This window comes from Methylocaldum marinum (assembly GCF_003584645.1).
Classification (GTDB): Bacteria; Pseudomonadota; Gammaproteobacteria; order Methylococcales; family Methylococcaceae; genus Methylocaldum; species Methylocaldum marinum.
Map to the genome: position 1 here is coordinate 1342307 of NZ_AP017928.1, position 25071 is coordinate 1367377.

The window sequence follows — 25071 nt, forward strand, 5'->3', positions numbered from 1 at the left end:
GCTCTATACTCACGTAAAACGTAATGTTTAGGCGTAAGAAACTGGTAAACAGTTCGTGTAGAAGCGTCGCCACGCGCTCACTGGCAGAGCCATAAGTCGAAACGATGATATCTCCCAAAAACTAGTGAACCCTTCCCCTGCAATGTATGTAGAATCTTGTTTCACCGTCAGTTTGTACCGAATACCTGGTGTTTTCGGTGGCGTTCCAAGTGCAATGGGAGCGCCACGACCTGTGCGTGGGTATTTTGCACCTCGAAACAATATTGCCAACACTGCCTGAATACCAAGGATAGTAATCGCCTTTGCCGAGTCACCTGCCGCCTTATCGAGATCATGTGTGATTTTGGCCCGATAAACGCCTATTGCGAAGTCATAAAGATAATCCAATCCTGTGAAGACAGCAACTCCAATCGCGGCTATCCCTACCACCAAAATAACCATGTCAATTATCTCACCAATTCCCAAAGTGTGAGATACCACCCAAGCCATTAGGACAGCCGAGATAGTAGCAAGCGATGTCGGATTTATTACTGCTTGAAATTGGGCACGAGTTTCCTGGCCTAACTCGGGGAGCATTCGGGTATTGGACTAGCTGAAATTCATCACTAGTCAGAAGAATAAACGCCCCTATTAATTTCATATTTAAACCCATGATACAGGGTTTATAGATAACAATAATATATCCTAACACATAAGGATAAAACCCCATGTATCCGCTTATCGTAAATACTTTTCAAGATTTCTGAATGCATGGCTGGCAACATGGGTTATCCGGAGTATCCAGACTTAGAATTCCCCCAATAAGAATGCCTGTCTTCCGAAATGCCATGGAAGCATGTGTTGAACAATTCCACCCTAGAATGTGGAACGCTCCGCGATTGGCTATCAGTTCGGCCCGTATCTTGTCAAAACCACGGACCTCGGCTCCGGAAACCCGAACGAGTAAAATGGTTGATGTTGTACCCGTAGCGTGTACGATCGCAGCGTCCACAGTGAATGTGCCCGCCGAAACAAACGGCGGGCACGGTCCTGACACAGTCGCCAGAGAGCCTATTCTTTGACGTTCTCCGCGATATTCCAGGTATAGGTCGGCTTTGCTCCTGCTGCGCCGGTCGCGGTCTGCTCCGTATAGTCCACCTTGACCTTCGCGAAATTCAGGGTGACGTTTTCGGTCAAGCGATCCTCACCGCCCGAGCCGCCGGTCGAAACCGAAGTTACCAGCACGTCCGTCATGGTGATAATGAGGTATTCCAGCGGGGTTTCGCCAGCTTTCCGTATGGTAAGAACCGCTTTATCGAAATGCTTTCCATTGCAGCAGGAGAGCTGAAGGTCGCAGGTCGACTTATCGATATATTTGGTGAAGTTCAGATCGCTGACATTGACCTTGCCGGCACCGGCACCACTTCCGACCTGGGCGCTGCCGCTGTTGGTCATCCCCCAGCTCCACGCCAACACATCGATCTCTTCCTTATGGCTCGAATCTCTCGCTTCGCCTTTAATCGCACCAATCTTAATGAACATATCGACTGCCATAGTCGTCTCCTTTTCTTTTTATTTACAGGGTTATATGAAAATTGATCACGCGTGGATGGAATGCACTCAATCCATGTCCACTGCCAAATCCGAGCTTTTAGTCTCAATTCATGTCGTCCACCTCCAGTCCCCAAGATTCCTACTATTGAATTCTTTGCGTTAGCCGCCTTTCACGGAGGGCAGCTTGGACACCAGGCGCAGTGAAACGGTGAGCCCCTCCAATTGATAGTGCGGTCTCAAGAAGAATTTCGAGGTGTAATAGCCGGGATTGCCCTCCACTTCCTCCACTACTACCTCAGCGGCAGCAAGAGGCTTGCGCGCTTTGTCGATGTCGTCGGACATGGCCGGATTGGGATCGACATAGTTGTAAATCCAGCTCTGCAGCCACCTTTGCATATCCGCCCGCTCCTTGAACGTACCGATTTTGTCCCTGACGATGCATTTCAGGTAATGGGCGAACCGGCAGGTAGCGAACAAATAAGGCAATCGTGCCGCGAGATTGGCATTGGCGGTCGCGTCCGGGTCGTCGTATTCGGCCGGTTTCTGTAGCGACTGAGCGCCGATGAATGCCGCAAAATCCGAATTTTTCTTGTGAATCAGCGGCATAAATCCGTTTTTGGCCAGTTCCGCTTCACGTCGGTCGCTGATCGCGATCTCGGTTGGACACTTCATGTCGACGCCGCCGTCGTCGGTCGGAAAGGTATGCACCGGCAACCCTTCCACGGCGCCTCCGGATTCCACGCCGCGGATTCTTGAACACCAGCCGTAGAGCTTGAACGAACGGTTGATATTGACTGCCATCGCATAGGCCGAGTTGGCCCAAACGTACTTTCGGCTGTCCGCGGACTCCGCCTCTTCTTCGAAATCGAATTCCTCGACCGGGTCGGTCTTCGCGCCGTAAGGTAAACGCGCCAGGAATCGCGGCATGGCCAAGCCGATGTAACGCGAATCGTCGGAATCGCGCAGCGAACGCCAAGCCGCGTATTCTGGCGTCTGAAATATCTTGGTGAGGTCGCGAGGATTGGCCAGCTCGTTCCAGGAATCCATCTGCATCACGGTGGGCGCCGCTGCCGCGATGAAAGGCGAATGCGCCGCCGCGCAGACCTTCGCCATCTCCCCCAGGAGTTCGACGTCGGGCGGGGAATGGTCGAAGTAGAAGTCACCGACGATGCAGCCGACCGGTTCGCCGCCGAACTGCCCGTACTCTTCTTCGTAAAGCTTCTTGAAAATCGGGCTTTGATCCCAGGCAGTCCCTTTGAATTTCTTGAGGGTCTTTCCGAGCTCTTTCTTGGAAATGTTCAGGACGCGAATCTTGAGCATCTCGTCCGTTTCGGTATTGTTAACCAGGTAATGTAAACCGCGCCATGCGCTTTCCAACTGCTGGAAATCCTCATGATGCATGATCGCATTCACCTGTTCCGTGAGTTTGCGGTCCATTTCGGCGATGATGGCCTGGATCGTCTTGACGGCGTCCTCCGAAACCTTCGACACATCCTTCAGGACGAATTCCGCCAGGGTGGTCACGGCCGATTCGACAGCCTCTTTCGCGCGGTCCGATTTCGGCTTGAACTCTTTGTTCAGCAGGCTCGTAAAATCGCCCAGCTCGCCGAGTTGCTCGGCGCCACGCGCTTCGGTTTGGGTTTCCAGTTCGGCCATGGCTTATCCCTCGTTGTTCGAAGAATCTGAACCGTCCTCGCCGGCCGGTTTCGGCGCCGAGGCAAGAGCCTGCAACAATGTCGGATCATTGATGATCTTGACGATTAGCTCCTCGGCCCCGGTCTTGCCATCCATGTAGGTGATCAGATTGGAAAGCTGGTTGCGTGCCTCGAGGAGCTTGTTCAAGCCGTCCACTTTCCTGGCTACTGCAGCGGGCGAGAAATCGTCCATGCTTTCGAAGGTAATATCGACGCTGAGATTGCCTTCGCCGGTCAAGGTGTTGGGCACCTGAAATGCCACCCGCGGCTTCATCGCCTTGAGCCGCTCGTTGAAGTTGTCGACATCGATTTCCAGCAACTTCCGCTCCGCAACAGGCGGTAACGGGTCCGAAGGTTTGCCGGAGAGATCGGACATGACGCCCATCACAAAGGGAAGCTGGACCTTTTTCTCCGCACCGTAAACTTCCACGTCGTACTCGATCTGCACTCGAGGTGCACGGTTTCGAGCGATGAATTTCTGGCTACTTTCTGCCACGGCAAATCTCCTCTTGGGCTATAGAACTACAGCAGTTTCACATTTTCATGTTTATATGAGGCCTTATTCGATTGATAAAATCGCTTGCGGCTTCGAAGTCACGCTCCAGCGCACCGGTCATATTCACATGTCCATTATCCGACTCGGCTGATTCTTTTAGTAACGACATTATCGGCCGGTGTAAGTAAATGGTTTCACTAGTAACGATGCCAACCATCAGCATCTCTTCCTCGAAACAGGCCGACACACGGTTTGTTTTTTGCTTTCTCTCCCATTTCGCACAAATACAGGCTCACGCTTTCATTTTCGGCACTAATATTGGCTGTCTTCGGACGGCTCTCGGCCCTTGATGAGCTCGACCTGGGAAAGCCCGTCCGGAGCCAGATCCTTGATGATCTCGATGAAGTCCATAAGGACCAGACGCTTGGCGCGCGTGAGCAACAAGGGAATCGGGCTGGAAGGTTCGCATCTGGCGTAATAATCGCAGATTAACTCCAGGGTCTTGATCACGTCCTGGCGGTTGCTGATCTCCCCGGGCCGAACCGCAGCGGTCTTGACGACCGAATCCGGTGCCGGAACCGATTCAGCTTCGGTTTCCGGCTGCTCATCGCCGGAACTGCCGCTCTCCATGTACTCACCGAACACCTGCTGTACTTCCTTGAGTACGTTTCTCAACGGAGCAAAGTTGGGCGCATCACCGACACCCACCTGATCGGTAACAAAGCTTTCTATAGACTTGAGACTAGCCAAGCTTGCGGCAATTGCCAGTCGGGTGGATTCCAGCGTTGCCGTGTCGGCATCCATGAACGCTGCCTTGACGGCGGCAAGCTCGTGTACGGTACTTTCGTCGCTAGGCGCGGGCAACTTGCCGGTAGCGATTTGCACGTCCCTCAGGCTGAAGCTACCGAGGGCACGCGACTCGACCAGAGGCATGAGGGCCACCGGCCGCAAAATCGTCTCGAAGTCGCACAATCCCAGGAGGATATTGACGCGATGCGTCGGGTCGTTATCGTCTTCCGGGTCGAGCAGAGGATAAAGCTGAGGCCAGAATTTACGGACGACGCCTTCCAGAACGACCAGGCCGTCGCGCAGTCCAGAATACCCCTCGGTTTGAAGCAGGGCCTGGATGAGATATAGGATGACCTGAAGATCGCGAGTACGCCGCAGCAATTCGACGGCATCCTGGCGCACTTCTTTCCAATTCGGCGGCTGTGCCGGCTCGATCCTGTCGCCGATTTGCTGTTCCGGCGTACCTTTGATCTTTTGCTCCAGTTCGATGAAGGCGCTATCGTACTGAAGGTCCTCGCCGCAAGGCGCATCCGACGAAACTTCCGTCAAGAAGGCTTCTATATTTATCTCCCCCATACTCCCCCGATCGTCCCAATTATTTGTCGGTTTCAGTGTGATCGGCCCCGGCGATCGACCGGTTTGTCGATATACTCCGGGTCCATCCGTCTACGCCGTTTTCCAGCTAGAGCTCGATGCGGCCCCCAAGGCGAATTTGTGACTTTCAATATCGCGATAGCCCAGCAATAAAGCATAGGCCAAAAACGCGGAGATGCTGTGACAAATTACCAGCGTGGCCTCGTAATCGATACCGCCAACGAACCTGACCGCATCGAAATGGAAATTCCTCAGCCGTCCCGCTGCGAGTCCCTCAAGGCGCCTGCACCACAATCACGGTCACATTGTCCCGCGCGCCGCGATCCATGGCCAGCGCGATCAAGGATTCCGCGCGCTCCCGAGAATCGCCGGTTTGCAGAATTTCTTCGATTTCGATCCGCCCCGCTTCCTTATCCAATCCGTCGCTGCACAGCAAAAAGGTGTCGCCTTCCGATATGTCGAACTTGATCATGTCGAGTTCGAGTTCGGAATCGGCCCCGACCGCGCGGGTGATGATATTGCAGTGCTCCCTTTCCGTCCGCTTTTCATCGGCAAGAATTTCAAAGCCGGACAGTTCGCCGATCGGCGAATGATCATGGGTCAACTGTTCCGTCCGCCCCGCGCGATGGCGGTAAAGGCGGCTGTCACCCGCCCATAGACAGGCGCATCGATGACCTACCGCCAACAGCACGACAACAGTACTGCCGATGATCTGACCGCTGGCACTCTGGCGGCCCAACTCCCACAGTTCGCTGTTTACGCGTTGCAGCGTCGACGCGACGCTTTTCGCGAACTCCTCCAAATCGGAGGCAGCGGGTTGAGCAGCCAAAGCGTCAACGATTGCACGGCTCGCGACTTCGCCCGCTTGATGCCCGCCCATGCCGTCGGCCACTGCCCATAAGCCGATGTCCGCACGTTCGATAAAAGCATCCTCGTTGAGCTTCCGCCGTTTGCCGACCACGCTGATGCCATGCGAAACCAGACGCTGAGGGGCAGCGGAAGGATTTTGCGGCATCGGGGATCGGCCCATTTCGCTTGATTTGGCGGGATCGCCCGAATTTCGGAGCGACAGGCCCGGTAAGCGCCGGGTACTAATTACCCAGCCGCGCTGTTCCCAGCTGCCCGTCATCAGGGCGACGAACGCATCGATCGGCGGCAAACCTTCGCAGACCAGGAAGGAGGTCTCAATATGCTCGGAACCCGAAGTACTCCAGAGGCTGTAGGCCGGAAGAAACCGGTCGAGCAGACACCCGCTAAGCCCCATGAAGGCGTCGGACGACTGTCGCAGATTTTCCATCTCGAAATGAAGTGCGAATTTACCGGAACCCGAACTTCGGGCCGATGCGGAAATATCGTAGCCTTCTTCTACGAAATCCGGCAGAAACCGGTTTTCCAGTTCGCGGTCGAATTCAGCCAGGTCGAAATCGTTTTCGAGTCCCGACAAGGCCAAAGTTTCCAAGGTATCGAACCAGTTGCAGCCCGGGTGGAACAGAAAAGGCAAGCACTGGGGTTCGGACACGGGCGCTGCGAGTGTCAGCGGATAATACCGTCCCACCTTGTCCACGCTGGGCATGAGGACTCCGGCCCATGCGCTAGGTCCGCAAACGCCGGCACCGAGACCAAAGCGCCAAATCGGGCTGGTCAGGTATACGTCCAGCCAAGCGATTCCCAATTGTTCGCGGCTGGCGGCCATGGCACTCTGCAACCACTGGTCCCAGTTGTCAATGAAATGTCTGGGTAAACGCCGGGAAACAAAATCCCCGAGAGCCGGCAATTTACCGTAAAAACCGGTTTGAGCGGGTCGATTCATCATAGCGCATCCGGGCAACTGAAGGACTTCAAGGCCGCGAGACCGAACGGATTCGTCACACTGCCAGCCCGTAACTCATAGCGTGCGCGGTATCCGTCCACTTGAAAAGTGACCCGGAACCGCTCGGGAAGATCGGTCTTTTCAACCAGGGCTTCATCCAGCAGTCGAAAAAGAGCCCAGCTGCCCTCCTTGGAGCGGCTGACCTGCCTTCCGTCCACGGCCTCGAACACCACTCGAACCCCGGGCCCACCGGAAGGGCCTGGCCACTGAAGGCGTGAGACTTGTTCCGGGCCGTGCCGATAAACGACCTCCTGTCCATCAAGGTTGAAGCGAAACGTCGCCACGTTTTGATCCAAAGAAATTGGTTTTAAGGTGAAAGAAACGGTAGGCATCTGACCTCCCGCTGAAAAAAACGCCGAACGAATGGCAGAAGCGTGCTGGAATTGCCGAATGGTTGTCGGGGAAAGACCCAAGGATTGGTTATCCATACCGACTTCCGTCCACACCGGGCGGTTTACGTCCACGAATGTTTTCAAATTGGTTTGAAAAAACTGATCCAGCACGCCGTTCGGAGCGAAAAACTTGGCAAAGTCCATAAGCGTCGCATCCTTGGAACTGCTTCTCACGAATGGGTAGCGACCGCTGAAAGCAGCCCTGCACGGTGAGCCGACTCCAGTTTTGAGCATGCTATTCAGCTCACCTTTCGCTCCCGCCAAGGTTTGCCTCCAGCCTACGGTCAGAAACGACAGAAACCAGCTTTTCAAGGGTTCCGGCAAACGCCCGAACTCGGATTTTGCCTGGAGGAGCACATCTCCGCCTTCACCCCCTACCCGTCCTGATGCGCTTCTCAGCGCTTGTTCGCCGCTGAGCGCTGCGCTGCCGATTTGTAACATATAATCGCGCAGGGAGGCTACGGTTTTCAGGGTCGAATCCAGGGGAGCAGGTCGATCCGCACTGCTCCGCACCAGATAGTTGAGATCTTCGAACGCCGCCTCTACGGTTTGAACCGGATCGATCTCGGGATCACCGCCGGTCTCCGCCTGGCGCGCGGCATCCAACAGTTTTCGCGTACGATCGTCTACACTCGCCTCGGCGACAGCCGGCACTTTATTGAGAAGCTGCGCGGTAAGCGAAGCGATCTTGGTCAACGAGGTGTTTTTTTCGACGCCTTCCAGCAGGGGGCGCACCGGATTGGCCGGACGGGACAGGATTTCCAACCACTCGATGGTTTGATTGATGTCCCTGGGGCGCCTCAGCTTTATGCTGCTCAGAAGCTTGCTCCATGTCTTCTGGTAATCGGTCAGGTAGAGCTTTTGGAAATCCCCGTGCAAGCGCTGAATTTCGGGCAAATCCAGGGTCGCCTGTTTGCCCAGCACCCAATTCTCGTTCACCGCCTCCTTGACGAATTCCAAGCTCTTCTTTAGAAACAACTCGGAATAACCGTAAGCCGTGAATAGACCCGGTACCGCCAGAGTTCCGACGTCTCGTCCGTCGGCCGCCACGAACACCCGCCCGCCGTCGGGTCCGAGCACCTGCCCGAGTTTGAAATCATGCGTACGATCCAGCTGCGATTCATTCTTGAATCGGGCATACAGCTGTATCGTCTGCGGTACTTGGGATAGCTTTGCCCGGACGCCGGAGACCAGGACTTCATCCAAAGGCTGTGGGTCGAGTCGCAACTTGAAAAGATTATCCAGATGCAGACTCAATCGGGCCAGCAAATCCGGCTCGGTTCCGAAGTGGCTTTCCCAATCGCTCCGGATCCACGGCCCCGCGATCCTGGCGTCCATATGTTCGGGCTGACCGAGCATGAGGTAAACGCGCAGAAGCTCGTACAGAATGTCCGGATTGGACGCCTCCGGGCCGGTCATGCGCTGAGCCAGACGCTGAAGATTCACCGGGAGGAAATAATCACGGAGCCAGTGCTCGTAGGCATGATTCGCGGCGACTCGGATTTTTTCGCCTTGATAAAGGCCGAAATGCGCCATTCCACCGGTATTTTCGTAGATGTCAGAGACCGACAATAGCGGATCAAGCTTGGGAATCAAAGTACGGAGACTGGATTGCCAGTCGCTCGCATCGACACTGGCGGCGCGGTAGCGTTCGATCTCCTGTTCTACCTGTTCGATTGCCGAGGTATTTCGCTGAAAACTTACCATCCACAGAACTATGCACGCCAGCGCCAAAACCAGCACGGATGCGTATGTCCCGGCCTGAATCAGACGCCTTTTCCGCTCGACGCGCGGATCGAGGCCCGCCAGTTCGGCTTCGGGGAAGATGACTTCTTTCAGCAGTCGAGTCAGAAAGAAACTTCTGCCTCTGCCGCTGAAGATCGGCACCGTCTGGCGGCTGATCCGGAAGGTGGCGGCCAGTAAGCCCATGACCCTATCGATGGGGGTTCCTTCCTGGGTGCCGCTGGTTAGATAAACGCCTCGCAGCAACGGCCGGGTTTCAAACCGGTTCGCCCCGAATGCGTCTTCCAGAAAACGCTCCATTGGCGGTTTCAGAAGTGCCATTTGTTGCGGAAAATCGAGAATCAAACTACGCCGCTGTACATCCCGCTCATCCTGGATGCGGCTGTGCATACGCCGGCTCAAGCGCTGAAGCAGTTCGTCGTAGCCGGCGGCGAATCGCGCCAGTACGTCCACCGGCTGGCCGGAGCCGTCTTCGGGGAAGGTCTCGCCCCATACCTGGGCACGTTCCTCCTGGGTGAGATCGGCGAAGAAGTCGTTGAATCCCGCCACTAAATCGCATTTCGTGAACAGCACGTAGATGGGGAAACGAATCCCTAGCGCCGAATACAGTTCCTGGACCCGCTGGCGTACGGCGCGAGCATGCAGCGCGCGCTCTTCCTCCGTGTGTTGCAGCAAATCCGACAGACTCAAGGTTACCAGCACGCCGTTGATCGGGCGGCGCGGACGATGTTCCTTCAACAGCTTGAGAAATCCGGCCCATTCCGCCGCATCGACGGCCTGATAACTTTCCTGGGTGGTGTAGCGTCCTGCGGTGTCTATCAGCACGGCCTCTTCGGTGAACAGCCACTCGCAATTCCGTGTCCCGCTGACGCCGCGGATGGGCTTTGAACCCAACCGGTCGGCCAGCGGAAATTTGAGTCCTGAATTCAATAAAGCGGTGGTCTTGCCCGATCCGGGAGGTCCGATAATGACATACCAAGGCAGTTCGTACAGGTGCTGCTTGGCACCGCGCGTCTCCCGGAGCAGCTTCAGAGCCTTGGAGAAGTTCTCGGTCAGCAGTTCGATATTCTCGTCGACCGCCGCCGCTTCGGCGGATTTCGCCTCCGTTTCTTCCCTCGGCTCGGCAAGATCCTTTACCAGCTGCTGGTCCCTGCGTCCTGCCCGGATTTCCGCCACCAGGCGCCAGATCACCCAGATCACGACTGCCGCCGCCATAGTCAAGCCGCGCGCCAATTCGGACTCCAGGGGCGCGGAACCCGCAATCGCGATCAGGGGACCTATGAACCAGATCAGAGCGCAGAGAGCGATCATCCCGATCGCCTGAATAACCCATTTTTTCTTGAAGAAATTGATTACGGCTTTCACGAATAACCTCACTGGATCAGGATGTCCACACGCCGATTGACGGCTCGGTGCTCGGCGGAGTCATTCGGTACCAGCGGTTCATAATCGGCCCGACCCTCGAACCGGATCCGGCCTTGCAAGGTAGCCGAAGCCTCGAGAAGTTCCACTACGTGCTTGGCTCGGGCGGACGATAATTCAAAGTTGGACGGAAACCGGGCGGAAATGATGGGTTTGTTGTCCGTATGACCGGTGATCAGGGCGCTGTCGCCGCCGGCCTCCAGCTCCCTGGCGATCTTCGCCAACATCGGGACGAACTCCGGCTTCACTCTATCGCTGGCGGAGGCGAACGAGTTTCGAATTCGCAAGGTTTGATCGTCCACCACTTCCACCATGTTCCGGGAAATTTCCGTGGCCAAAAGGGGCCTGAATCTTTCCGTCTTCGATACCGGCTTCAACGCAGGCAGCGATACCGTCTGGACCGGAAGCCTCATTTCGTCCTTGGCCAGCACGAACAGATCGCGTGCCACCAGATCCGATGCGGAATTCACGGCAAAGGTGAATCCGAGATATGCCAGAACGAGCAGTGCCGCGACGCCCGACGCGATCACCCAGATCGGAACATAACGGACGATCGGATTACGGACGTCCTTGAGCCCCTGCCAACGAACCGAAAGATCCCGCTCGAAATCTCCCCGAAGACGCTGAATCAGCTGGTATAACTCGTTGCGTATGCGCTCCAGCTGGCCCGCACCGTTCTGTACGACGCGGTATTTGCCTTCGAGACCGAGGTTCAAGCACAACCAGAAAAGTTCGATCAAATTCAGATTTTGTGCCGGTTGGCGTACCAGGTGATCGAGAAACTGAAAGAACTTTTCCCCGCCCCAGGCTTCTTTGTGGAAGATCACCAGTAGGCTTTGGTGGCCCCACTGGCTCTGTGCACCCCAGGGGGTGTTCAGTACCGTCTCGTCCAGCAGGGTGCATAGCGCGTAGCTGGCAATGCGGGTGTGCTCGGGCACGGTGCCTTGCTGCAGAGCTCTATTTTCGAAGCTACGCAGTTCGTTGACCAGTTGCTGCTGGAGTTCGGCCACGGCATGATGAACCGCCGTGTTGCGGAGCCGGGAAACCAGGGAGAGTAGCGACAGCGCCGCCGCAACCAGCGGGTTTTCGCCGTATGCCGCTTGTCGCCGAGCATTCAGTTGCACATCGTACACACGGAGAGGCGGCGGCTCGGGAACGCTCGCCGCCGGAGCCGGCGTTGGACGGCGGCGTCCGCCGGGCGTCGGCCGAAGTACGGTTTTGTCGTCATCGTCAAAAGGTGCGAAGGGATCGTCTGAATTCACTTTGGCTGTTCCTGGACCACAAGGCAAGACGGGATGTTGGGTTCATGTTACGATCGGTGGGGCCGGCTCAGGATTTCTTGATGGCCCACAATTCCAGCTCGAGTCCCGGAAAATTGCCGCCGATATGGATCGCGAAGCCGCCGGACGCCGACATCTTCCTCCACAATTCGCTTTGCTTGTCGAGTTCGAAATAGGAGAAACCGGCATGATAGGGAATTTGGCGCGGAGCCACCGGCAGGGGGTGTACGGAAATGCCGGGAAGCGCCGCCCGCACCAGCTGCTGGATGTCTTCCACCGGGCCGATCTTGACCTGGGGCGGAAAATGATTGCGCAGAAACTCAGGCTTGACCTGGGCATTGGCGGCGAGAACGAAAACGGCGTTTTCCAACAGCTTGAGGTCCGGCCTTTTCGCGCCGTAGATCCCGAATTTCGGCTTGCTGAGCGGAATCTGGATGGCGTTTTGCTCCAATACCATACTGAGAAGCTGCCGCAGCTCTTCCATCACCGGGGTAAAGCATTTTTGCAAGTCGTCGTGCTGATATACCGGAAACCCGATTGGCCTTTTCGAGGGGCGATAGAACGTCGCCAACTCACCGGCCATTTGTACGGCCAAGCCGTAAAAGTCCTCAGGATGCAGTGCTGCGGTATTGGCCAGGTGCACCAGGAACGGTTCGTAACGGTTGATGATCTGGAGCAGCATGAAATCCGCGATTTCCGCCACCCCGCCCTTGCCGGCATCGGCCACCCGGCCGGCGAGTGCTTCGCCGCGGGTATGCAGCAAGCCTTGCAGTTCCCGCAGGAACCCGCCGAGGAGGCCGGTTCCGAAACAGTTGAGTCCGGGAGCAATGTACCTGTCGTCGAGGACGATCGTTTTGTCGGCGCGTACTTCGACGATACGGGCAACGCCCAGGCAGACATAGCCGGATCGTTCCTGCCGCTCCAGCATCAGGCACGTGCACATTTTGCCGATCTGTACCGGAAAACGTCCGTCGGCACCGCTGTTGTGGTCTCGCACTTCACGCTCGGCGAGCCTGAACCGGGCCAGACTGTCCTCGAACGCCTCGCTGTCGATTGCGGCCGAATCCGGCCGCCGTACCGGAAGCGAGAGGTATACAACGTTGTCCTTGATGTCTTCGGGCGCATCCAGGGGCAAGGGCAGTTCGTCGTCGTCGGGCAAGTTGAACGGTGTGCCGTCGGGAAAGATACCGCGCGCCTCCGCCAGCGCCAGCTTGCCGACCGACAATTGGCGCGGATCGAGCTTTAGCGTGTAAAACCCCCAGTCGAACGGCCGCAAACCGCGGCACCGTCCGTCGACCAGCGATTCCAGATAGCGATCGTGCTGTTGGAAATGCTGGGGACGGAGAAACATTCCCTCCGACCACACCACCCTGCTGTATTCGGACATATCGATTCCTGTTTTCGTTTTTTATCGATTTTGGCTCGATTGCAGTATGCGCATCTGCCGTTCGTAAACTTCCCCGAATTCCTCTCCGAAAAAGTTCTCCATAATCTCGCCGACCAGCGTGGGATACGCCTTCGCGTAAGCCTCCCAGCATTTCGCCTTTCTCTGAAAGACGATGGCATCCTCGTACAGCTTTTCGAAACCTTGCGGATCCAGGCGCTTCAGCGCCGCGGCGAGAGACGCCTGAATCCCGGCTGTCATGGCCATTTGATGATGCATGAGGTCGCCGAATCCCTCCCGCACCGCCTCGATCGGATCCAGGAATCCGGGATGGTTGCGCGCCAGCATGATTCGGAGAGCGTCATCGACGTTCGGAGTAAATTTTAACGGGTTATTGTCGATCGGACGCATGGTGGTGACCGAAACGCGAAATTGGCTTTTCATCTCGGCACGTGCGCGCATGACGGTCATCATGCCCTCGACGAAATTGCGGAGCAGGATGCCCACCGAATTCATGATTGCCACCATGTCTTCATCCTTCATTCCCCCCTTCGCGGAAACGAGTCCGGCACCGGCGAGGAACGCCGCAAACAGCTCACGTGCCGGCACGCTCTCCGCCGGCGTTGGCGGGACCTCCTGCGACTCGGCCGAAACCGTTTCGGGAACTACGGGCGATAGCGCCGGGCTACCCAAATCCCGGGAAGACGGAGCGGGATCCAACTCGGGGGAGGCGGCGGGAACGGTGTCGCGATTCGAGATCACCCCGTCCACCAGCGGCCCCGGTTCGTCGTCAAGCGTGTTTTCGACCCACGGAGAACCCGGTTTGTCCTCGGGCTGGTCAGGCGGATTGCTGTCAGGTATCGGGTCCTGCGCATCGGCGAGACCGGGCCGGTCCGAGCCGAGCTCGCTCAGATCCAGACCTTGAAAAAAATCGTCCGGCAATTCCCAGCTCTGCGAGCCGACCGCTTTCCGACCGCCTGCGGCTTCGCCCGCGTCCAAATCGTGCAGCAGGGCACCCAAGTCGAAATCGGGGAGTGCCGGGTCTTCCGGCTTATCGGTAATCTCGGGCGGAACAAAACTCTGGTGAAATGGCGAAACGTCCGGTTGATCGAGGAAACTGGGGCCCACCGGTTGCGGTATCACCGAGTCAGGCGGCGGGGTGTCGGACGCCAGATCCCAGAGCGGCACCTCAGGCCAGGCAGGAGACTCCGGCGGATTTCCGAAGAGATCGAAATCCATTGGCGGCTCCTCGGGCTGAAGCGGCGGAACCGGCACTTCGACGACGGCGATTTCATACTCGCCGATTTTCAAAATGTCGCCGTTCGAGAGCGGTGCCGTGTCATGCTGAAGGAGAAGATCCTTATTGACCAGGTAGGTCCCGGCCGTGCTCGAGTCGGTAAAACAGTAGACGCCGTCCCGAAATGCGATCAAGCCGTGCTTGCGGGATATGAACCTCTCGGGATCCGGCAGAACGAAACGGTTGTCGGGCGAGCGTCCTACCGACCCGCCATCCTGATCGAAGGTGCAGGACGGTTCGTCCGGGACGGGATCGCCTTTATAGCTGAGAACTTTGAGGATTAGTGCCATGATGCATGCTTCGGTTGAGCCCCAGATAGTCAGGCATTAAGAATAGTCAATCGCAACGGCGAAAAACTGAGGCCCCCGGAATAACCGGACATATCTGAAGCGATCAGGGGTCTCAGCCCACCCTGTCGTCCCTGAACGGTTCATTCATCCATTCCATCAGTCAACGATAGCTTACACGCGAACGCGAAACAGGCAAATCACAGCTCCGATACACATGCTCGCGACTTGCCGATAGCGCCATCGAAAGCTAAGCTCAGAACCGGTGCAAGACTAGGGAATGCCGATGGGTTAAACCGGCCACGCTGGTCCGCCAGGCATGCGGACTTAATCCAACGGCATGTTTTCCTACATGACTCGGTAATTAACCACATTTGCGAAATCAGGCAGAGCTTTTGTAATGCGCGTTACCATCATTCTCCCCGTCGTTATGGGCTTTCTACTCCTCGCGGGATGTGCATCGGATGAACCGAAGCCGGCACCTCCCACCGTCGTACAGCTCCGGATCGAAACGCTCCGTGACATCAATCGAGACGGCGAAGGCCGTCCGTCGCCGCTGATGGTGCGCGTGTATCAACTCAGGGAACTGGCCGCTTTCAACGGCGCCGATTTCTTCCAGCTCTTTCAGGATGAAAAAAGTGTTCTCGGCGCCGACCTGGCGGGCAAGGAGGAATTCATCCTGCGTCCCGGCGAAAGACGCGAGCTTTCCGTCGACGCGAAGCCCGGCACGACCGCCGTCGGAGTATTCGCCGCTTACCGGAATCTCGATACCGTCCAGTGGCGAGCCTCGACGCCGATACCACAGAACACGACCAGCGTGGTCAAGCTCCGCATCACCAGCAGCCGGCTCGACTTGGGAACCCCCGAACCCGTCCGTGACGATGACGATTAATTTAGTCGCGGACATAAGAGCGCGGCCGGCTGCTGTAGTCCGGACTTTGCTGTTGTCGACCCTTCTCCTGGCAAGCTGTGCAACGCCCACTCAGCGGATCGACGAGGCGGCGGCCCGTTTCGGATTCGAGTCACTCAGGCTGGAGGGAAACGGGTTTGAGCTCGCGGCGTTCTTCAAGCCCGGCAAGAAAGACACCTCCACGACGCTGCATGTCTATCTCGAAGGCGACGGGACACCTTGGATTTCCCACCGGACGATTTCCGACGACCCAACGCCTCGCGATCCGGTGATGCTGAGGCTGATGAACTTGGACGACGGGCCGGCCCTTTATCTCGGCCGCCCTTGCTATTACGGTCATGCGGCCGATCGCGGATGCTCGCCGGCACTGTGGACCCACCGGCGATATGGCCCGGAGGTGGTGGACAGTCTGGCCGCGGCGCTGCGCAGTTTTCTACCGAAGCACGCGGTCGAGCGGCTGGTTCTTTTCGGCCATAGCGGCGGCGGCGCACTGGCCATTCTTTTGGCGCCCCATTTCCCGGAAACATCCGCCATCGTAACCTTGGCCGCAAATCTCGACATCGATGTCTGGACCGGCTATCACGGATACAGCCCGCTCCTGGGTTCGCTGAATCCGGTCCGAACCAGGCGCGATGGCGTACTCGAACTCCATTATCTCGGCGAAAACGACCGGACCATTCCGTCCTCGGTTTTCGAACCGATCGCCAAACAGCGGCCCCATGCACGGGTTGTTGTAGTTCCGAACTTCGACCACCGCTGTTGCTGGCAAGAAATCTGGACCGACGTCTTGCGACAAACCGACGGCATCCGATTTAAGTCCGCAAGTGCTCCAAAACTCTGAATGCCTGATTCCTGATCCGTTCCGCCACCGATTCCCGGAGAAACCGTCCCAATGAAGCCGCTGCGTAAGACATCCCTGGCCCTCGCCGTTTCCGCGACCCTGCTGATCGGCTGCGCCACTCGACCTGTCGACCGGGAAGAAGCCGCCCGTGCCGTCGAAGGCTATATCGAGGACGCGAATAAACTGTTCGTCGTCGACTGCCTCCTTCCGGGCCAGGTGCGAAAACTCGGTTCGCAAATGACCTATCTGAGTGCCCGTCGCCCAATACGAACCACAGCTGCCGACTGCGAGGTTCGTGGCGGAGAATATGTCGCCTACGACCGCGCGAACTATTCCTCGGCCTTGAAGGTCTGGCTGCCGAAAGCCGAGGAAGGCGACCCTACGGCCCAGCTCTACGTCGGGCAAATCTACGAAAAAGGTCTCGGGCGGGATCCGGACTATCGGGCAGCCGCCGAGTGGTACCGGAAAGCGGCCGACAAGGGAAACGCCCAGGCGCAGATCAATCTCGGACAACTCTATGAAAAAGGCTTGGGCGTCGTGAAAGATCCCGCCGCCGCCGGCCGCTGGTATCAAAAAGCCTCGGGTCTCGAAGGCAGCGATGTGAATTTTGCCCCGGCGCTTCAGGCTGACGAGGCGCGACGACAGGAACTGGAATCGTTACGCCAGGCCGCCGAGCGCAGCCGTCTCGAGGCCCGGGAACTCCGCACGGAACTTCTGGCGACCCGCCGGCAATTGCAGGAGCAGCAGGAAACTTTGCGTAAATCTCAGGACGAAATCGATAGTCTCAGGAAAAAACTCGCCAAGCAAAAAGCGGCCTCGTCCACCGGGGACGATCCGAAAATCCGGGAACTCGAAGAAGATCTCCGGAAAAAAACGGCTCTGCTCAAGACCCAGCAGGCAAAGGTCGGCGAGATGACCGCTGCCTTCGGCCGCGAGCGCAAGAAGCTCAAGCAGGAATTGGCGGCGGCTCAAAACCAGGCGACTGCCGTGAAGCCGGCTCAGCCTGCCGGAACCCGGCGAGGCCCGGCCGCTTCCATGCAGCGGCGACTCGACGACGCGGAAAATGCGCTTCAAGCAAAAATGGAAGATTATCAGAAAAGATCGGCCGAACTGACCGCGTGGCTGACGCAGAGGGACAAACCGGCCGGCGCAGTCTCTCGCGCGCAGATCGAAAGCCGAAAATCCGAGCTTCAGAATCAGGCCAGGGAAATCGCCGCGCTCAGGGAAAAGGTGGAGCAACTGACCTTCAAGGCTCAGCAGCAGTCCACGCCGGAACTGCTCGCCCAAGCGGGCCCGCGAGTGGAAATCATCGATCCGCCCGTTACCCTGACCCGCGGCGCGCGGATGATCCAGATCGGACCGGATTCCAAGGAACTCGTGGGGAAAATCGATGCGCCCAAAGAACTCCAGTCCTTAATCGTGAACGACAAGGCCCTGACACCCGATACCTTCGGGATCTTCCGTTATCCGATAAATCCGAGCGAACCGTCCGGTACGGTCAAGATCACCGCGACCGACAAGAAAAACAAGGTGACCCGCCTGGATGTCGCCCTCATTGGCGAATCCGTCAAGCCTTCCGAAGCGGCTGCACCCGCAAGCATTGCCGGCAAACCCGCCGAGCGGCGCACCGACATCAATTTCGGCAAGTTCTATGCGCTCATCATCGGCAACAATAGCTATAGCGCCTATCCTGCCCTACAGACCCCGGCCAGCGATGCGAAAAGCCTGGATGTCTTACTCCGGGAGCGTTACGGTTTCAACACCAGGCTCCTGATCAACGCCAGCCGCCATCAGATCATGACGGCGCTGAACGAGATCCACAAGAAGCTGACTGCGGAAGACAACCTCCTGATCTACTACGCGGGACACGGCGAAATCGATCCGAATACCAAGCTCGCCTACTGGCTGCCAACCGATGCGGAAGTCGACAATCCCGCCAACTGGATATCCAGCCGGAGCATCACGGAATTCCTCAGCATCATGCCTGCCCGCCACGTCCTGATCGTTGCCGATTCCTGCTATTCCGGCGCCATGACCGGCTCGGCGGTAGCCAAACTCCCGGACGTGATGGACGAAAGCAAGCGGACCAAATGGCTGAAGATCATGGCGACCCGCAAAGCGCGGACGGTCCTGACCTCCGGCGGTGTCAAACCGGTGCTCGACCAGGGCGGCGGCGGCCATTCGGTGTTCGCCAACGCCTTCCTGAGCGTTTTGCGCGCAAACAAAGGCATCCTCGAAGACTACGACGTATTCCGCGCCGTAGCCGGGCAAGTCAAATCTTCAGCTTCGAAAGCCGGCTTCGACCAATCGCCCCAATACGCCCCCCTCCAGCATGCCGGTCACGAAGGGAGTCCGTTCTTTTTCGTTCCGGATAATGCCTGATGCCAAGAGATTTCTGCCCGGGAGTTCCGATTGCGATGGATCGGAAACTTGCAAGACTTGGCACCGGCTGCGGAACTGGACGACACACTCCCAATTCCTTTCGAGTAACTTAACGGTATTTATTCTGCCTCGTATGCAACAGGAATACCGCGCCTCGACAAGCAAGCTGAAATAGCCGGTCATTGATCTAGAGGAGGATGGCCTATGGCGAAGAAACATTTTGGTAAATTGCCGCCCCGTTATCTGTTTGCACTCAATCCGTACACGGATACGCGCTGCAGCCGCTGCCCCAAGTGCGATCGGCCGACCTATAAGAGAAAGTTTCCATTGTTGATGACTTTGGTCGACCACGGACTCTTTATCCTGGGCAAGACCTGCAGGTATTGCCCGAAATGCGAGTTCATCATCGCGCATAAGGATGAGCTGGAGAACGTGCTGGTATCGTTGTTCCCTGACCGCACGCCCGAACAAATCGGCAAGGACTATTTCGTAATCGGCACAATCGATACAAGAACCTGGCGTAAGGGAATGGAAGATCCGTCATACATGAGGGACCTAAACCAAATAAAGGAACATGCGGCGGATATCAAGAGATACATGGTGGTCAAGTACGATCCTGGCGGCTGGCGGTTCACCGGCGAAAAGAAGGCTTAATCCCCTTGGAACGACTCCGATACGCCATGGACAGCACCCCGCCCCGAAGGCTAATCCGTCAAGAAGGCGCATCTCCGAACAGATTCCAGGCGATTCATGCAGCAAGAAACCCGCAAGATCCAAATCACCCAAGACACCCGGGTATCCTCGGTTTTTGCTCTTCCCGACGGTTACCCGAGTAGTCGCGACACGGCCGTCATCCTGGCTCATGGTGCCGGTAACGGGATGGATCACCCGTTCATCAGTCATTTTCATCGGGCTTTCGCGGAAGCCGGACTGCTCAGTGTGAAGTTCAACTTTCCGTACATGGAATCGGGCCGGAAGGCACCGGATCGCATGCCTTTGCTGGAAACGACCTGGCGCGCGGTCATCCGCGCCGTGCGGGAAGATTCCGAATGGGCACCCAGGCATTTATACCTGGCCGGCAAAAGCATGGGCGGCCGCGTGGCATCCCATGTGGTCTCGCAAGGCGAAGCGTGTTCCGGTTTGATCTTTCTCGGCTACCCGCTGCATCCGGCCAGGCAGGCCGACAGACGGCGGGTGGCACATTGGTCCGGGCTCTCCTGTCCGGTCTTGTTCGTGCAGGGCACGCGCGACGCCTTGTGCGATCTGAACATTCTCGAATCCGAACTCCCGAAAATACAGTCCGGAGCTGCCCTTCATATCATCGAGGGCGGTGATCATTCCTTCAAAACACCCAAATCGTCCGGGAAAAGCGCGGAGGATATATGGACTGACGTCAATTCGGCGATTGTCAGCTGGGTCAAAAAGATCACCGATGGCGAATCGTGAGCGACCGGTCAGTCGGCAGACCGGCAGGAACCAGCCGATAGCGCGGCCTGCTCACGGTGCACAAGCATTCACTGCCTAGGCTGCCGCCCCGGCGAGCGCGTGTAGCATAACGCTGATAAGGAATCGAGCTCTCGCGTGAAAAATCCGGGTCACGCTGGAAACGGCGGCGTGTTGGCCTGTCCAACCTAAGAGTAGAGCCGACAACGCCGAAGGCCAGTCATGGACAAAGCGAATTCTGCCATTGCCAAACTCATGGTGGCGTGCGTACTTCCATCGGTGTTTTACCCTATGTCGCCGAGCCCCACGTCCTGGTATGGAGGCCCTCCAATGGATCACCGGGGCAACCGTCCGCCGGACATGGGCTTGCCGTACCTCACCGACTATCGTGCAACCTTCCGGCCGGACTCCGAGATAGCGGCAGTGTTCCGTCCAAAACCGTATGAACCGCTGATCGCCGATGTTCCACGACTATTACCGGCAACTTCGGAGCGCACAGTTCGGACGCCTGAACCGGGGGCGGCGCAGGAGGCGAGAGTTCTGATCCAAATCGATCAAAGCAGGCAACGACTGTCCGTGCACGTAGACGGTGAGGCCGTGCGAGGACTTGAATCGGTTCGCATTTCCACCGGGCGCCCGGGCAAAGTTACAAGAACTCCGGATGGCATGTATTCTCCGGGGACCATGGCCGTACGGCGCCAATCCTATTTCGCATCGAGACTCAAGAAGCGGCCGGTGTACCTGACCCATGCCATTCAAATCGTGGAAGGCATCTTCATGCACGACGCCTCCCATGGGGCCATGGCGCATATCGGCAAGAAGCGATCCGTCGGTTGCGTGCGAGTCGATCGCCGATCGATGCCGAAAATTTTTCGTCTCGTGAAACAACACCGCGCCGACACGCGAATCCAAATTTTTCATTCGTCGGAAACGGACGCTCCCGGTCGCAACCTCGCCGCCGACTCGAATTCACAACACTGAACGATCCGCCGAGCATGGAATCTTTTGTCAATGATTCCCGCCCTTGCTTCGATTCGAGCGGGCTTGTCCGCGCTCGCCGGTACGCCCTTGACCGGTTCCGCACAGTTTTACTTGTGGGGGCGGGCTTTAGGCCGCCATAATCGCCCGATCGTGGCCTAAAGCCCACTCCCGGACCAAACGCAATTTCAAATGTCGTTTATAAACTAAACGACTTCGACCCAGAGCAGTCCAATATCACGTATGGGAGGCTCGGTTTCGTCATCAACTGAACTGGAGAGTCATGATGGATGCCCTCGTCCTCGCACGAATACAGTTCGCCTTTACCGTGAGTTTCCATATTTTTTTTCCGGCGTTTACGATCGGGCTGGCGAGTTACCTGGCCGTGCTCGAAGGGCTATGGCTGGCGACCAAGCGCGACGTCTTCCTGCAACTCTACAGATACTGGCTGATCGTCTTCGCCGTCGCCTTCGCCATGGGCGTCGTGTCCGGCATCGTGATGAGCTACCAGTTCGGAACCAACTGGGGGCCGTTCGCGGAACAGACGGGGCCGGTCCTGGGCCCTTTGCTCGCCTATGAAGTGCTGACTGCTTTCTTCCTGGAAGCCGGCTTTCTGGGCGTCATGCTGTTCGGACTCGATCGCGTCGGCCCGAAGCTGCATTTCGCGGCGACGCTCCTGGTCGCTTTCGGTACCCTACTCTCGGCGTTCTGGATCTTGTCCGCGAACAGCTGGATGCACACGCCGGCCGCGTTTCACTTCGAGGACGGCCGTTATATACCCGATAGTTGGATGGGCGTGATTTTCAATCCGTCCTTCCCCTACCGCTTCACGCATATGGTGCTGGCGGCTTATCTCACCACCGCGTTCGTGGTCGGCGCCACCGGTGCCTGGCATCTGCTGAAAGATAAGGCCAGCCAGCCTGCGCGCGTCATGTTCGGCATGGCCGTATTGATGGCGGTGATCGTCGCGCCCACTCAACTAATCGTGGGCGACCTCCACGGTCTCAACACCAAGGAGCACCAGCCGGCCAAGATCGCGGCGATGGAAGGACACTTCGAGAGCCGGGCCGGCGCGCCGCTGATTCTGTTCGGCATCCCGGACGTCGATGAAGCCGAGACCAAATACCGGATCGAAATTCCGAAGCTCGCCAGTCTGATCCTCGAGCATGATCTCGATGCTGAAGTAACCGGGCTGAACGCTTTTCCGAGAAGCGACTGGCCCAACGTGCCCATCGTCTTTTGGTCCTTCCGAATAATGGTCGGAATCGGCGTGGCAATGATTCTTTTCGGACTCGCCGGTACCGTTCAGTTTTTCCGAAAGCGACTATTCGATGAAGCGTGGTTCCACCGCTGGGGAGTCGTGATGGGGCCGCTGGGCTTCGTGGCGATACTGGCCGGATGGTTCGTGACCGAGGTCGGCCGCCAGCCTTATGCAATTTACGGCCTCATACGAACGGAAAACGCCGTGTCGCCGATCGGTACGCCGGGCGTTGCCGGTTCTCTGCTGGGTTTCATCGCGGTGTACACGATAATTTTCGGTGCGGGGTCGTTTTATCTGATACGGCTCATGAGGCGCGCGCCGGAGATCGGGCTCGAGAAACCGACCGAAAAAGGACCGCTGCGGACGACCGGCGTCATGCCCGGTCCCGCGCTCGAAAAAGGCCCACACCCACATTAGGAGAGATCGATCATGTTCGATTTAGCGACCATCTGGTTCGTGTTGATCGGCGTGGCCTTGCTGGCCTATGCCATTCTGGACGGGTTCGATCTCGGTGTCGGCATTCTTTTTCCCCTGGGACGCAACGAGGAGGAACGTGACCGGATGATGAACAGCGTTGCGCCGGTCTGGGACGGCAACGAGACCTGGCTCATCCTCGGCGGCGGCGGTCTGTTCGCCGCGTTTCCCCTCGCCTACTCGTTGGTGCTGACCGCGTTGTATGCGCCGGTGATCGGAATGCTGCTCGCCCTGATTCTGAGGGGCGTCGCTTTCGAATTCCGGTTCCGGACGCAGCGCGCCAAGAAATATTGGGATTGGGCTTTCATCGGCGGCTCCACGGCAACGGCCTTCTTTCAGGGCGTAATGGTCGGCGCCCTCGTTCAGGGTATCCGGATCGAGGAACGCGTCTACGCCGGCGGCTGGTTCGACTGGCTCAGTCCCTTCAGCGTCCTCTGCGGCGTCGCGCTAGTCACGGGCTATGCACTGCTCGGCGCGTCCTGGCTAGTCATCAAGCTCGACGGCGATCTTCAGGAGCGGATGCGAGAACTTCAGGAGTCGCTTGGCCTGGGGACGATTCTCGCCATTGTTCTCATCAGTTTCGGCACCATGTTCGTAAACGAAACCATCAGAGATCGATGGTTCGGACGTGAAGCGATTATGCCGCTGTGGCTCATCCCTTTCGCCACGGCACTGCTTGCGCTTGCGTTCAACCGCGCCATCCGCGCCAGACGCACCGTCACCCCGTTCCTTCTGGCTCTCGGCTTGTTCGCCACTGCCTTCATGGGACTCGCCGGAAGCCTTTTCCCTTATCTGGTTCCGCCGGGCATCACCTATCGAGAAGCCGCCAACCCTGATAACAGCCTCGCTTTCATGCTGGTCGGCGCGGTCATCCTCCTGCCCCTCATTCTCGGCTATACGGCATACGCGTATTGGATTTTTCGCGGCAAAGTGCAGGCCGGCGAGGGTTATCACTGATGAAACCTGCTGACGAAAAACCACTCCGGCAGAAGCTCGCCTGGTTCTTTCTGCTGTGGGCCGCGAGCGTCGGAACGGCCGCTGCGGTCGGGTACGCCATCAAGCTGGCTGTCGGTTTGTTGTGAAGGCGATGTTGCTCATACGAACCCCGGCGAAATACGGGAAACACTGACTCCCCTCGTCCCGGATTGCGTTGCACTTCATCCGGGCTATCACTTCGTATCGCCAATTTAATCTCGTTTCGCATCCTTTTACGGAATGTGCTCAGAGCGTTGTCATCGGACTCATACGGCAAAAAGGGCTTGGCGAAAGTCGTTGGCGCCTACAGCCAGGAAAGATCGACTCAAACCTTCTTCGTCGGCTCCTTTGCCGACACAGACGGTTGATCGACCCTTTAAGTCGGAAAAGGATTTCCGACCTACGAAATCGTTGGAATTGAGTTAAATCACCCCCGGCAAAGCCGGGGGCTTATTGGGTGAGCGCCTCGAAGGCGCCGTAAAATCATGAGCCGCCCAAGGCGGCTGTTTACAGGCCCAGCTTCATCTGGTCAATACGCTCATCCTCCTGTTCCTGATGGCGGATATACGCCCGAACCATAGCCTCATCCAAACCCACCGTGGACACAAAATATCCCCTCGCCCAGAAATTCTCCCCGGTGAAGTTCCTCTGCCGCCCCCCAAACTGCCGGGCGATTTGGATCGCACTCTTACCCTTGATGTAGCCCACCACGTTCGAAACCGCATACTTCGGCGGAATGCTGATACACATATGAACGTGGTCGCCCATCAGGTGACCTTCTACTATTTTCGATTCCTTGTGCCCGGCAAGCTCATGAAATATCTCTCCATGATGCCGCTTGAGCGCACCAAAAATCTGTTTCTTCCGCCGCTTCGGGATGAACACCACATGATACTTACAATCCCACCGGGTGTGGGAAAGACTCTGGTACTCTTTCATTGTGAACCTCCTTCTCTTGGTCGAGATTTCAGGTTCACGATGACCGTTGTACAGGTCAAACCTCGGTGAGTCCCCCGGCAAAGCCGG

The 25071-nt window shown here is 57.3% G+C and carries 21 protein-coding genes; 9 read left to right on the plus strand and 12 right to left on the minus strand.

Annotated elements, in window-relative coordinates:
* Nucleotides 1–27: 27 nt before the first annotated feature.
* The 11 genes from sS8_RS05695 to tagH all read right to left on the minus strand — a co-directional run bounded on the left by sS8_RS05695 (nucleotide 28) and on the right by tagH (nucleotide 14784).
* Nucleotides 28–441 carry a hypothetical protein gene (locus sS8_RS05695; protein WP_145986428.1) on the minus strand — a complete coding sequence of 138 codons (414 nt, stop codon included), beginning with the start codon at nucleotides 439–441 and terminating at the stop codon, nucleotides 28–30.
* A 609-nt stretch (nucleotides 442–1050) separates the two neighbouring features.
* The gene (locus tag sS8_RS05700; protein ID WP_119628801.1) at nucleotides 1051–1533 is read right to left on the minus strand and encodes an Hcp family type VI secretion system effector; all 483 of its coding nucleotides are present in this window, start codon (nucleotides 1531–1533) and stop codon (nucleotides 1051–1053) included.
* Nucleotides 1534–1692: 159 nt separating this feature from the next.
* A complete protein-coding gene (gene tssC, locus sS8_RS05705; RefSeq protein ID WP_119628802.1) occupies nucleotides 1693–3189 on the minus strand; it encodes a type VI secretion system contractile sheath large subunit in 1497 nt (498 codons plus the stop codon).
* A gap of 3 nt (nucleotides 3190–3192) precedes the next feature.
* Nucleotides 3193–3723: a type VI secretion system contractile sheath small subunit gene (gene tssB / locus sS8_RS05710; RefSeq protein ID WP_119628803.1), complete on the minus strand. Its 531-nt coding sequence runs from the start codon at nucleotides 3721–3723 to the stop codon at nucleotides 3193–3195.
* 37 nt (nucleotides 3724–3760) lie between these two features.
* Nucleotides 3761–3940, minus strand: coding sequence for a hypothetical protein (locus sS8_RS29030; protein ID WP_232020529.1), 180 nt, complete (start codon nucleotides 3938–3940; stop codon nucleotides 3761–3763).
* A gap of 95 nt (nucleotides 3941–4035) precedes the next feature.
* Nucleotides 4036–5088 carry a type VI secretion system protein TssA gene (tssA, locus tag sS8_RS05720; RefSeq protein WP_119628805.1) on the minus strand — a complete coding sequence of 351 codons (1053 nt, stop codon included), beginning with the start codon at nucleotides 5086–5088 and terminating at the stop codon, nucleotides 4036–4038.
* A 292-nt stretch (nucleotides 5089–5380) separates the two neighbouring features.
* On the minus strand, nucleotides 5381–6919 hold the full coding sequence (gene tagF, locus sS8_RS05725) for a type VI secretion system-associated protein TagF (protein WP_232020530.1): 1539 nt from the start codon (nucleotides 6917–6919) through the stop codon (nucleotides 5381–5383).
* Complete coding sequence (gene tssM, locus sS8_RS05730; RefSeq protein ID WP_232020531.1) at nucleotides 6916–10476, minus strand: type VI secretion system membrane subunit TssM; 3561 nt, start codon at nucleotides 10474–10476, stop codon at nucleotides 6916–6918. Before tssM ends, tagF begins: the two co-directional genes overlap by 4 nt.
* Before the next feature lie 8 nt (nucleotides 10477–10484).
* Complete coding sequence (gene icmH / locus sS8_RS05735; RefSeq protein WP_119628806.1) at nucleotides 10485–11795, minus strand: type IVB secretion system protein IcmH/DotU; 1311 nt, start codon at nucleotides 11793–11795, stop codon at nucleotides 10485–10487.
* A 67-nt stretch (nucleotides 11796–11862) separates the two neighbouring features.
* Nucleotides 11863–13200 carry a type VI secretion system baseplate subunit TssK gene (tssK, locus tag sS8_RS05740; protein WP_119628807.1) on the minus strand — a complete coding sequence of 446 codons (1338 nt, stop codon included), beginning with the start codon at nucleotides 13198–13200 and terminating at the stop codon, nucleotides 11863–11865.
* 21 nt (nucleotides 13201–13221) lie between these two features.
* Nucleotides 13222–14784: a type VI secretion system-associated FHA domain protein TagH gene (tagH, locus tag sS8_RS05745; RefSeq protein ID WP_119628808.1), complete on the minus strand. Its 1563-nt coding sequence runs from the start codon at nucleotides 14782–14784 to the stop codon at nucleotides 13222–13224.
* A gap of 397 nt (nucleotides 14785–15181) precedes the next feature.
* Between tagH and tssJ the strand changes: the two genes are divergently transcribed.
* The 9 genes from tssJ (at nucleotide 15182) to sS8_RS29500 (ending at nucleotide 24152) form a co-directional block, all read left to right on the plus strand.
* A complete protein-coding gene (tssJ, locus tag sS8_RS05750) occupies nucleotides 15182–15673 on the plus strand; it encodes a type VI secretion system lipoprotein TssJ (RefSeq protein ID WP_119628809.1) in 492 nt (163 codons plus the stop codon).
* Entirely contained in the window at nucleotides 15657–16532 is an 876-nt protein-coding gene (locus tag sS8_RS05755; protein ID WP_145986429.1) for an alpha/beta fold hydrolase, read from the plus strand. The genes tssJ and sS8_RS05755 overlap by 17 nt, the downstream gene beginning before the upstream one ends.
* A 51-nt stretch (nucleotides 16533–16583) precedes the next feature.
* A complete protein-coding gene (locus sS8_RS05760; RefSeq protein ID WP_119628811.1) occupies nucleotides 16584–18914 on the plus strand; it encodes a caspase family protein in 2331 nt (776 codons plus the stop codon).
* Nucleotides 18915–19118: 204 nt separating this feature from the next.
* On the plus strand, nucleotides 19119–19568 hold the full coding sequence (locus tag sS8_RS05765) for a hypothetical protein (protein ID WP_119628812.1): 450 nt from the start codon (nucleotides 19119–19121) through the stop codon (nucleotides 19566–19568).
* 96 nt (nucleotides 19569–19664) lie between these two features.
* A complete protein-coding gene (locus tag sS8_RS05770; protein ID WP_119628813.1) occupies nucleotides 19665–20360 on the plus strand; it encodes an alpha/beta family hydrolase in 696 nt (231 codons plus the stop codon).
* 327 nt (nucleotides 20361–20687) lie between these two features.
* Nucleotides 20688–21338: a L,D-transpeptidase gene (locus tag sS8_RS05775; RefSeq protein ID WP_170160967.1), complete on the plus strand. Its 651-nt coding sequence runs from the start codon at nucleotides 20688–20690 to the stop codon at nucleotides 21336–21338.
* 280 nt (nucleotides 21339–21618) lie between these two features.
* On the plus strand, nucleotides 21619–23013 hold the full coding sequence (locus sS8_RS05780) for a cytochrome ubiquinol oxidase subunit I (RefSeq protein ID WP_179952400.1): 1395 nt from the start codon (nucleotides 21619–21621) through the stop codon (nucleotides 23011–23013).
* Nucleotides 23014–23025: 12 nt separating this feature from the next.
* On the plus strand, nucleotides 23026–24027 hold the full coding sequence (cydB, locus tag sS8_RS05785; RefSeq protein ID WP_197716697.1) for a cytochrome d ubiquinol oxidase subunit II: 1002 nt from the start codon (nucleotides 23026–23028) through the stop codon (nucleotides 24025–24027).
* Complete coding sequence (locus sS8_RS29500; RefSeq protein WP_119628816.1) at nucleotides 24027–24152, plus strand: DUF2474 domain-containing protein; 126 nt, start codon at nucleotides 24027–24029, stop codon at nucleotides 24150–24152. Before cydB ends, sS8_RS29500 begins: the two co-directional genes overlap by 1 nt.
* Before the next feature lie 400 nt (nucleotides 24153–24552).
* Here the strand turns inward: sS8_RS29500 and tnpA are convergent, their stop codons facing one another.
* Nucleotides 24553–24984 (minus strand): IS200/IS605 family transposase, encoded by a 432-nt coding sequence (gene tnpA, locus sS8_RS05795; RefSeq protein WP_119628817.1) that lies wholly within the window; start codon nucleotides 24982–24984, stop codon nucleotides 24553–24555.
* Nucleotides 24985–25071: the final 87 nt, after the last annotated feature.

What these genes read in the sequence shown, in the direction of transcription:
- sS8_RS05695 (WP_145986428.1), bottom strand. Translation starts at nt 441, where the DNA reads ATGGTTATTTTGGTGGTAGGGATAGCCGCGATTGGAGTTGCTGTCTTC.
- sS8_RS05765 (WP_119628812.1), top strand. Translation starts at nt 19,119, where the DNA reads ATGGCGAAGAAACATTTTGGTAAATTGCCGCCCCGTTATCTGTTTGCA.
- sS8_RS05780 (WP_179952400.1), top strand. Translation starts at nt 21,619, where the DNA reads ATGATGGATGCCCTCGTCCTCGCACGAATACAGTTCGCCTTTACCGTG.
- tssK (WP_119628807.1), bottom strand. Translation starts at nt 13,200, where the DNA reads ATGTCCGAATACAGCAGGGTGGTGTGGTCGGAGGGAATGTTTCTCCGT.
- tagF (WP_232020530.1), bottom strand. Translation starts at nt 6,919, where the DNA reads ATGATGAATCGACCCGCTCAAACCGGTTTTTACGGTAAATTGCCGGCT.
- tssC (WP_119628802.1), bottom strand. Translation starts at nt 3,189, where the DNA reads ATGGCCGAACTGGAAACCCAAACCGAAGCGCGTGGCGCCGAGCAACTC.
- sS8_RS05775 (WP_170160967.1), top strand. Translation starts at nt 20,688, where the DNA reads ATGGATCACCGGGGCAACCGTCCGCCGGACATGGGCTTGCCGTACCTC.
- tssJ (WP_119628809.1), top strand. Translation starts at nt 15,182, where the DNA reads ATGCGCGTTACCATCATTCTCCCCGTCGTTATGGGCTTTCTACTCCTC.
- sS8_RS29500 (WP_119628816.1), top strand. Translation starts at nt 24,027, where the DNA reads ATGAAACCTGCTGACGAAAAACCACTCCGGCAGAAGCTCGCCTGGTTC.
- tssA (WP_119628805.1), bottom strand. Translation starts at nt 5,088, where the DNA reads ATGGGGGAGATAAATATAGAAGCCTTCTTGACGGAAGTTTCGTCGGAT.
- cydB (WP_197716697.1), top strand. Translation starts at nt 23,026, where the DNA reads ATGTTCGATTTAGCGACCATCTGGTTCGTGTTGATCGGCGTGGCCTTG.
- sS8_RS05760 (WP_119628811.1), top strand. Translation starts at nt 16,584, where the DNA reads ATGAAGCCGCTGCGTAAGACATCCCTGGCCCTCGCCGTTTCCGCGACC.
- sS8_RS29030 (WP_232020529.1), bottom strand. Translation starts at nt 3,940, where the DNA reads ATGGTTGGCATCGTTACTAGTGAAACCATTTACTTACACCGGCCGATA.
- tagH (WP_119628808.1), bottom strand. Translation starts at nt 14,784, where the DNA reads ATGGCACTAATCCTCAAAGTTCTCAGCTATAAAGGCGATCCCGTCCCG.
- tnpA (WP_119628817.1), bottom strand. Translation starts at nt 24,984, where the DNA reads ATGAAAGAGTACCAGAGTCTTTCCCACACCCGGTGGGATTGTAAGTAT.
- sS8_RS05700 (WP_119628801.1), bottom strand. Translation starts at nt 1,533, where the DNA reads ATGGCAGTCGATATGTTCATTAAGATTGGTGCGATTAAAGGCGAAGCG.
- sS8_RS05770 (WP_119628813.1), top strand. Translation starts at nt 19,665, where the DNA reads ATGCAGCAAGAAACCCGCAAGATCCAAATCACCCAAGACACCCGGGTA.